The following is a 9,164-nucleotide window of genomic DNA, read 5'->3' as shown; positions in this document are numbered from 1 at the left end:
CGATCTATACCCCAATTCACAGTCACTCCAAAGCGCCGTAGATAATCTGTATCCGAGCGCTGCACGTCTACACCACCTATAAGGGCAAGTGGTACGGAGCTGCCGTTCAATTCATTGAGGGCTGGTTCCCGTCCACCAAGCTTTGCTGGGATTGCGGGTCACTGAACGACAATTTGACGCTCAGTGACCGAGAGTGGAGGTGCCCATCGTGCGGAAGGCAGCATGTTCGCGACGTGACCGCTGCATGGAATATCCTGCAAGAGGCGGTTCGTCTTTTACCGGGGAACCCGGAATTAAGCCCCTAACCGGGGTAGAAGCCTCGCCCTTCTAGGGCGGGGTTCAGTTCACGAAACCCCATGCGTCCCACTAAATTCATCGCGATCCCGACTGAGCATCTGGGCAATGACTGGGTTAACCACTAGGCAGCGGAAGTCTTCAGTGGTTCCTGTGGTCGGTTCCCATACTGCTTGAAGGGCAGCAATCCCATCTAAGGAGCAGTTCAAGACACTAATCAACGATGGAACGAGAGATATGATAAAAGAGTTTTTGGAGGGCGCGTTGTGCCAACGAAGGGCACTAATGAGGAGGAGACGTTGATGGGGCACCTACGCTTCAATATGCTGCAGCAAGTAACAACACCGTTGGCGATCGCTGGCATACTCACCCTGACCCCGCTGATGGCTCGCCCCACAATGGCTCAAATGGCTCCTATCACGCCAACGACCTACAACTTTGGCGTCAATCCCCTTGCTGACTATATCTTAGGTGCTGGCGATATTCTGTTTGTGGAAGTGGTCAACCTCCCCTCGAGTGTGACGAATCAAAAACAGTTTACAGTCAACCTTGATGGCTCTGTTGTGTTACCCCTAGCGGGGCGGTTGGTGGTGGAGGGACTCACGGTGCCACAAGCGGAGCAGGTGATCCTCAATGCGTATAGTAAAGTCATGCGTTTTCCAGCAGTAACCGTGTCTTTGCAAACGCCCCGACCCATGAAAATTCTTGTGGCGGGTGAGGTGAGCCGACCGGGCAGTTATATTGTGCCGCTTACTGGGGTATCCGTGTCTGCTGGCGCGGGTCTAGGCGACACCATGAATTTGTCTGGGGGGTTGACATGGCCACGCCTGAGCCATGCTCTCACACAAGCAGGGGGAATTACCCAAGATGCGGATATTCGCAATATTGAGGTACGCCGCCAACTGGGAAACGGTCAAACAGCCGTCACCAAAATTAATCTTTGGGAATTAATCCAATCTGGCGATGCCACCCAAGATATTACGCTGCGCAGTGATGATGTGATTGTGATTCCCAAGGCGACCACTGTGAATGCGGCTGAAGCGGTGCGAGTCGCCTCCGCCACCTTTTCCCCCCAAGTGATCAATGTCCAGGTGGTGGGAGAGGTGCTCAAGCCTGGGTTAGTGCAGGTACCTGCCAATGCTACCCTGACCCAAGGGATTGGTGCCGCTGGTGGGTTTAACGTTCAGCGAGCCAACACCTCCCGCATCACCCTCGTGCGTCTGAATCGGGATGGAACAGTGAGCCGTCGTCGGATTCCCTTTAGTATGGCAGCGCAGCCTAGCGCGAATAGCAATCCGGTCTTGCAGCAGGGAGATGTGATTGTGGTGGAGCGGTCGGGCTTGACTCAATTTGGGGATGCAGTGGGGAATGCTTTGCGGCCTCTAGGCGCGTTGGGAACGTTAGGCATTATCATCAATCTATTGGATTAGTAGTGACTGATGCCATTGCCCCAAAAGGTACCTAATTTACGGGTGGTAAAGGGCAAGCTGCCCCACCCTATGCCGCTGCCAAGTGCAAAGGGGGCGTTGGCGAATGGGGGGCGGCATTCATTCTTGGATCGCTGTAGGCAGCGCTGGCGGTTGCTGTCCGGAACCGTTTTAGTATCATTCTTGGCCACAGTCACGTACGTGGTACTGAACCCACCATCCTATGAAGCGCGTTTTCGGCTGCTGGTTGAACCCACTAGAACTACTCTACCTGACTCGCCGGCTGCTGCTACAGAAGGGATAGCAGGCACTCTGCCGGAATCTCAGCCTGCTTTACCGCCACCGATACCTACACAGTCGGATGTGGAGACGCAAATTGTTGTGCTTGGGAGCGATAAAGTCCTTGCGCCGGTGGCTGAGCAGATGCAGACTTCTACCCATGATCTGAGTCAGCGGCTCACAATTCGCCCGGTGCGTCCTACAGAAGCAGAGCCAGCGAAAGTGCTTGAGGTTACCTATCGCGATCGCGATCCGGAGCGGGTGAGTGCAGTGCTGCACGCCTTGGCAGAGACATTTATGGCTTACGGCCAGCGCGATCGCCACCAGCACCTGGAACGCACCCTCAGCCAAATCAACAAAGATATTGAACAGTACCTCACGGAGCTAGAGCAACTGCAACGGGACTTGCAGGCGGCGCAACCCACTGGAGCCAGTCTGCAACCATCGGAACAGATGCGTCTATTGACGGAGCAATATCGCCAAATCCACTCCTTGCGGCAAGCAGCGCGTCTCAAGGCTGTAGAAGCCTACGGCCGCTTTCAAGGGCTCCAACAACAGCTAAACATGACTCCCGCTGAAGCCCTAGCGGCTGCTAACTTAAGCGCATCCCCCGCCTATCAACAGCAACTGGCGCAGATTCAGGACGTGGATCGGCAAATTGCTGAAAATCTGGCTATTTTCCGCGAAGGGACTCCCATTCTCCTTGCCCTTGAGGAGCAGCGCAATGCTCTGGTGGCACAATTGCAAACCATTGCGGCTGAGGTGATTGGTGAGCAGTATCGGGTTGAGAATCCTACCGCTCTGGGGTTTCAGGGAGCTGTCTCCCAAACGTTGATTACCAACTATTTGATGGCATGGATTGAGTACGACACCCAACAGCGCTATGATGCGGAACTGGCAACGCCCCAAGCGGCGATCGCTAGGGAATTACAGCAGTTAAGCAGCCAATTACCAAAACTGGGTCGCATTGAAAACCGCATCCGCACGGCTCATCACTCCCTTGAGGGGTTGAATAAGGCGCGGCAAGCGGTGCAATTACAACTTGCTCAAGACAATTTTGCATGGCAGCTCCTCTCAGATATTGACAATACTCCCGTCATCCCAACGGTCTCGCGACTGCATTTACTGCTCCTCGGGGCGATCGCCAGCCTTGCTGTAGGCGTTCTGGCAGTTGTCATTGCAGATGCCCTTGACAATACCTTTAGCAGTGCCGAACAGGTTCAGGCTACCCTTAAGTTGCCCCTACTGGGGCGTATCCCCACAGCGGAAGGACAACCGAACATCCGCCTCGAGCAGATAGCGAAGATTGGTAATGTGGCATGGCGGGTGACCCAAGTGCTGCCAGCGATCGGCGATTACGAACAGGTACAAGAAGCGTTCCATCATCTTTACGCCAACTTAGCGCTAGCAGGCCATGGTCGCTCCCTTGCTATTATTTCCCCTAGCCATGGTGAAGGTCGCACCAGTGTTGCCCTCAATCTGGCCTTGGCGGCTACTGCCACCGGCAAAAACGTCTTACTCATTGATGGGGACTTGCGGCGACCTGCTCTACATCGCTATCTTGGCTTAAATGATGGCCAAGGTTTAGCGGATCTGTTAGCGCAGGGAGAAGCCAGCGATCGCCTTGCGCCACAGATCGGTTTAACCATCCTCACGGCTGGTCAACTGCGACAGCACCCAGTGCACCTCCTCAGCCATGGGTCGCTCACCCGTTTCATGGGGGCGATCGCCGACCGCTTTGATTGGGTAATTGTAGATACACCACCCCTGCTAAGCGCTGTGGATGCAAAGCTATGGTCAGCGGTTGTAGATAAAACACTATTAGTGCTGAAGCTGCATCAGTCATCCCCAATGAACGTGCGCCGCGCCTTACAAGAATCTTTCTTCACCACAGATCTCTTAGGAGTAGTGGTACGGGAGTGAGCATCAATGAACTAACAATTAATGGCGCTGCTGAATGGAGCCATGAACTAGAGGGGAACAGGTACTTTTTGAAACTTCAAATACTAAATTAGTAAACGAATAGAACACCTTAACATCCCTACGGATTTGGAATAGCACAATGTTTCCCAGTGCAACCGAGCAAGATAATGTCTTAAACGTATATTCTCACTGTCTACAATGATGAACCATTGCCAGTGTTTAACTATGGCAAGTATCGGCGGGATTTTACCTATATTGATATTGATGACATTGTTGAAGGCATTATTCGTGCGCTGGATCGTCCTGTCACCTCCAATCCCCAGTGGGATGGCTATGCCCCGCATCCGGCAACCAGCCTTGCCCCGTGGCGAGTGTACAACATCGCTGCTCACACGCCAGTGGAGCTGCTACGCTATATTAAGCTTCTAGAAACCTATCTTAGTAAAAAAGCACAATTGAACCTCTTGCCCCTACAACCCGGTGATGTTCCCGATACCCATGCTGATGTCCTTGCCCTCAAGCAGGATACCGGATAAGCTTATATAATTCCTGTCCTGCACCTTCATGGATATCGAGGAGATGCCATTATGAATGATTTTGAGCACAAACAGCAGATATATAAAAATTACAAATTGATTTGTATTCTTTTACCTGACTTCCGAGGTGGAGGCGCTGAACAAGTTATGATTCAGTTGGGCAAAAGTTTTATTGAGCAAGGATTTGCTGTTGAGTATTTGGTTTGCTCTGCCAAGGGTGAATTTTTAGAAGAAGCACAAATTCAGTGTCCAATAACGTCATTAGATATATCTAATTTTCGAAACATTATATTTCCTTTAGTAAAATATTTAAGAGATAAAAAACCTGATATTCTTTTAGTGGCAATGTGGCCACTTACTGTTATTGCTCCCCTAGTAAAGCTATTTCCTAAAGTAAATACAAAAATCATTGTTTCAGAACACTCTATCTTAAGTCAACAATATAAAGACTGGGGTAAGAAGCATAGATTTTTACTTAAGTTATCAAGTATTATAGGATATCGCCTTGCTGATGCTCGTATTGCTGTTTCACGGGGTGTCGCTCAGGACATGAGTGCTTTAGCGAAACTTCCGGTAGAACACATCAGTGTAATAAATAACCCACTACGCTTGCTTAATTATCCAACAGAGCAGGAACTAAAGTATGCTGAGTTTCTTTGGCAGAGACCTAGAGGGCAGCGAATTCTTAGCGTTGGAACCTTAAAAGAGCCAAAGAATCATGCACTCTTATTGTATGCTTTTGCTAAACTTTCTTTACCACAAAGCTGCTTAATGTTAGTAGGAAGGGGTCATCTAGAGAAAGAATTATGCTCACTTGCAGAAGAACTAAAAATAATCAATAAAATTATTTTTGCAGGATTTCATGCAAATCCTGCACCTTTTTACCACACAGCTGATCTATTCGTACTTTCATCGGACCATGAGGGCTTTGGTAATGTTATTGTTGAAGCTTTAGCGTGTGGCTTGCCAGTTATCTCTACGGATTGTCCAAGTGGTCCAAGAGAAATTCTTGAGGATGGTAAATATGGTAAGCTGGTATCTGTTGGAGATGCTGATGCCCTTGCTGCTGCCATGCTAGAAACGCTGACTAATCCTCCCGATCCTAATTTCTTAAAGCAACGAGCAGCAGATTTTAGTGTCGAGAAAATCGCAAAGCAATATCTATCAGTAATGTTTCCAGATGAGTACTAGAATTCTTTATATTACCTACGATGGGTTGTTAGAGCCACTAGGCCAGTCTCAAGTTTTACGTTACCTTGAGGGGTTAAGTAGCTCCTATGAAATCTATATTCTTAGCTTTGAGAAAAGCCATGATTGGGACAACGACACAGAACGAGATCGTCTAAAAAAGCAAGTAAGGGCAAAACAGATTCATTGGATACCGCTAAAATACCACAAATCACCTACAGCTTTAGCGACCAGCTTTGATATAGTGCAAGGCTTGCTTATTGCTTTTATGTTAGTGCTTATCAAACGTATTAAAATTGTCCATGCCCGAAGTTATGTACCTTCAGTTATTGCGCTAGCATTAAGAAAAATTCTAGGTATAAAATTCATTTTTGATATGCGCGGCTTTTGGGCTGATGAACGTGTTGACGCTGATCTTTGGGCAAAAGATAGCTTTTTATATTTAACAGCCAAGTGGTTTGAAAAGCAATTTCTTTTGAATGCAGATTCAGTTGTTTCTCTAACAAAAGCAGCAATTAATGAAATCAATAAATTTACATATTTAAAAAATAAAAACTTATCTATATATCATATTACTACATGTACTGATTTAAATCTTTTTAAAATTAATAGAGAAAAACTATATTTAAACAAAAACAAACTAATAGTTGGCTATGTTGGTGCGGCTAGTGGACGGTATCTCTTTGATACAGCAATAAAGTTCTTTAAATACCTTCAAAATAAAAACAGTAGTGGCTGTTTTTTCAAAATTCTTAATAAAGGAGAGCATGATTATATAAACCAGAAAATACAACAAGAACAGATAAGCCCTGATAGCTTTTCGATTGAGTCTGTATTACCATCTTCCATCCCCCAAAAGTATGCTGAAATGCACTTGGTAATATTTTTTGCCAAGCCTGCTTACTCTAAAATTGCTTCAAGCCCTACTAAACTCGGAGAACTGTTAGCTTGTGGCCTTCCATGCGTTACTAATGACGGCATTGGTGATATGACAGAAATCATAGAAACTGAAAAAGTAGGAGTAGTTCTCAGGAATTTTGATGATTTATCAATGGTTGAAGCTGTAAATAATATAATTGACTTATTAAATGATAGTGAGTTAAGTAAGCGATGTCGTTACACAGCAGAAAAATATTTCTCTCTTGAAGAAGGAATTAAAAAATATAAGCAAATCTACTCTCAATTTGAAAACAAGTGATGAAAATTTTATTTCTCACAAAATATGACCGCTGCGGAGCTAGCAGCCGATATCGGTTCTTTCAGTACTATGAAAGGCTAGAAAAAGCTGGTTTTACCTGCCATACAGCGGAATTATTTAATCAAAATTATGTTACTCATCTATACCAGGGTAGTTTTCTAAAATACTTGGATGCTTTGCAGTCATTTTTTAAGCGCCTACTAATTTTAATAAAATTAAAAAATTTCGATATTCTGATAATTGAGAAAGAAATATTTCCTTATTTCCCTGCAATTTTTGAGAGTTTTATTAAAAACTTAGATATTCCTATAATTGTTGATTATGATGACGCTCTTTTTCATCAATATGATTGCCATCAATTAAGGATAATTAGGCATATACTTGGCTCTAAAATTGCTTCTGTTATGCGATGTGCAGACTTAGTAACAGTTGGTAATTCTTACCTTGCTGAATATGCATTGAAAGTTGGTGCCCCATGGGTGGAAATTCTTCCAACTACTATTGATTTGGAAAAATATAAAAGCATAAAAAAACATACTAAAGCTAAGACTGTGAAAATTGCTTGGATTGGTACTCCAAAAACGGAGCACTACCTGCAAGAGATCAATCTAGCTTTAGAAAGCGTAGCGCTTAGGTGTCCGATTGAATTACATGTAATTGGTGGTCGCTCAACAAGTATTCCTAGCGTTACTGTCAATATATGCCCTTGGACAGAAGCAACAGAAGTCAGCGAACTGCTGGAGTGCGATATTGGCATTATGCCTTTACCTAATGAGCCGTGGGAACGGGGCAAGTGTGGTCTGAAGTTAATTCAGTATATGGCCTGCGGCTTGCCTGTCATTGCATCCCCTGTCGGAGTAAATACTGAAATTGTCATCCACGGTGTAACGGGATTTTTAGCTTCAACCCATGAAGAGTGGTTTTGTACCCTTAAAACTTTAATTGAAGACACTGAGCTACGTATTCAAATGGGAGAAGCAGGTCGTCAGAGAGTTGAGCAATACTATTGCTTACAGGTTACTGCCCCAAAGTTTGTCCACTTGTTAGAGTTAGTACTTGCTAATCATCAAAGACGGTATTAAGTTAATGTATAGACTCATTAGATTGATCAAATTTCGCAAATCTCTGAATTTCAGAATTAAAATTCAGCTAATCAAATCATTTAAATAGTTAAATAATGCAACTGCTATTGAGTTTTTAATATTTGAATAGAAGGTGTGAATAAAGGTATGCCCGAGGCTAAGAACTTACATAAAATATAGATTCTGAAGTTGTTCGTGGTTTTGGTGATGAGTGGTCTAGATTCACTTACAGAAACTTCAACGAGAAAGTATTAGAGCAAATGTTTTCGGATTATTTTTCTTTACTTGACTGGTCAAGATTACCACCTAGAGCTATATGTGCAGATTTAGGTTGTGGTAGTGGTCGTTGGTCTAAATTTGTAGCTCAACGGGTTGGTCATCTCATTCTAGTTGACGCTAGTCCAGAGGCCTTAGAAATTGCTAAAATAAACCTCAAAGATATTACAAATGTTAGCTTTATTAACTCTTCTATTGAAGACTTACCTATAGAAAATGAATCTCTAGATTTTGCATTTTGTCTTGGCGTTCTTCACCATATGCCTAATCCAGCAGCAGGTATTGATAGTATCGCTGCTAAGCTTAAAAAAGGTGCTCCATGTTTAATTTATGTTTACTACGCATTTGATAACCGTTGCTTTATTTATCAAATTTTATGGCGGTGTAGTGACTGGATACGTCGCTTAGTATCTCGCTTACCTTATATTTTGCGCTTTTTCATTAGTCAAATTATAAGTATATTTATCTATTGGCCATTGGCAAGAATGGCATTGCTTTTAGATTACTTGCGCTTACTACCTGATTCTTGGCCATTAGCGTATTACCGTGATAAACCATTTTATGTAATGAGAAATGATGCCCTAGATCGATTTGGAACACAATTAGAGCAGCGCTTTAGTCGATTTGAAATTAATGAAATGCTAACTAATGCTGGTTTTACTGATATTCGCTTTTCTGACCATCCACCCTACTGGTGTGCACTGGCCATTAAGAGTTAGTCCATGTGACGTGCTTAGGGTAACTATGTAGTTAAGATTGCAGCCACTGAGATTAACCAGCAAACTCGGGTCTATCGGACTTGGTATGCTAATGTAACATGCTATACGAAATCTGAGATATGCAGCTACTTCTAACTGATCTACTCAACCTACCTGGAATTGAGGTTGAAGATTATACCGATGTTGCGGGAGAATTGATTCTTATAGTGGAAGCAAAGACAACCGAGGCGATTTGCCCACGT

The 9,164-nt window shown here is 44.6% G+C and carries 9 protein-coding genes and 1 pseudogene; 8 read left to right on the top strand and 2 right to left on the bottom strand.

Translation table 11 applies throughout. The features are described 5' to 3' along the window. Positions 1 to 41: 41 nt before the first annotated feature. Entirely contained in the window at positions 42 to 305 is a 264-nt protein-coding gene (locus L5470_RS12895) for a zinc ribbon domain-containing protein (protein WP_499500208.1), read from the top strand. Between the two features lie 39 nt (positions 306 to 344). Here the strand turns inward: L5470_RS12895 and L5470_RS12890 are convergent, their stop codons facing one another. Then, positions 345 to 503 carry a hypothetical protein gene (locus L5470_RS12890; RefSeq protein WP_198406100.1) on the bottom strand — a complete coding sequence of 53 codons (159 nt, stop codon included), beginning with the start codon at positions 501 to 503 and terminating at the stop codon, positions 345 to 347. A 93-nt stretch (positions 504 to 596) separates the two neighbouring features. Here L5470_RS12890 and L5470_RS12885 point away from each other — a divergent pair, with 93 nt between their 5' ends. Together L5470_RS12885 and L5470_RS12880 are read left to right on the top strand one after the other, a co-directional pair. Continuing rightward, a complete protein-coding gene (locus L5470_RS12885; protein ID WP_499500207.1) occupies positions 597 to 1,724 on the top strand; it encodes an SLBB domain-containing protein in 1,128 nt (375 codons plus the stop codon). 69 nt (positions 1,725 to 1,793) lie between these two features. Further along, positions 1,794 to 3,923, top strand: coding sequence for a GumC family protein (locus L5470_RS12880; protein WP_499500206.1), 2,130 nt, complete (start codon positions 1,794 to 1,796; stop codon positions 3,921 to 3,923). A gap of 83 nt (positions 3,924 to 4,006) precedes the next feature. Here L5470_RS12880 and L5470_RS12875 read toward each other — a convergent pair. After that, positions 4,007 to 4,120 (bottom strand): annotated as a pseudogene (locus L5470_RS12875) (IS1 family transposase); the annotation flags it as partial. An 18-nt stretch (positions 4,121 to 4,138) separates the two neighbouring features. Here L5470_RS12875 and L5470_RS12870 point away from each other — a divergent pair. The 5 genes from L5470_RS12870 (at position 4,139) to L5470_RS12850 (ending at position 8,922) form a co-directional block, all read left to right on the top strand. Beyond that, positions 4,139 to 4,459 carry a hypothetical protein gene (locus tag L5470_RS12870; RefSeq protein WP_499500209.1) on the top strand — a complete coding sequence of 107 codons (321 nt, stop codon included), beginning with the start codon at positions 4,139 to 4,141 and terminating at the stop codon, positions 4,457 to 4,459. A 51-nt stretch (positions 4,460 to 4,510) separates the two neighbouring features. Next, on the top strand, positions 4,511 to 5,650 hold the full coding sequence (locus L5470_RS12865; RefSeq protein WP_499500205.1) for a glycosyltransferase: 1,140 nt from the start codon (positions 4,511 to 4,513) through the stop codon (positions 5,648 to 5,650). After that, entirely contained in the window at positions 5,640 to 6,845 is a 1,206-nt protein-coding gene (locus tag L5470_RS12860; RefSeq protein ID WP_499500204.1) for a glycosyltransferase, read from the top strand. The genes L5470_RS12865 and L5470_RS12860 overlap by 11 nt, the downstream gene beginning before the upstream one ends. Then, a complete protein-coding gene (locus L5470_RS12855; protein WP_499500203.1) occupies positions 6,845 to 7,927 on the top strand; it encodes a glycosyltransferase family 4 protein in 1,083 nt (360 codons plus the stop codon). Before L5470_RS12860 ends, L5470_RS12855 begins: the two co-directional genes overlap by 1 nt. Positions 7,928 to 8,187: 260 nt before the next feature. Next, the gene (locus tag L5470_RS12850; protein ID WP_499500202.1) at positions 8,188 to 8,922 is read left to right on the top strand and encodes a class I SAM-dependent methyltransferase; all 735 of its coding nucleotides are present in this window, start codon (positions 8,188 to 8,190) and stop codon (positions 8,920 to 8,922) included. The last annotated feature ends 242 nt before the right edge of the window (positions 8,923 to 9,164 follow it).

It is taken from the genome of Synechococcus sp. PCC 6717, assembly GCF_022698185.1.
In the GTDB taxonomy this organism is placed as follows: domain Bacteria; phylum Cyanobacteriota; class Cyanobacteriia; order Thermosynechococcales; family Thermosynechococcaceae; genus Thermosynechococcus; species Thermosynechococcus lividus.
Note: the sequence above shows the minus strand (reverse complement) of the source record. Positions and strands in the feature narration are given on the sequence as shown.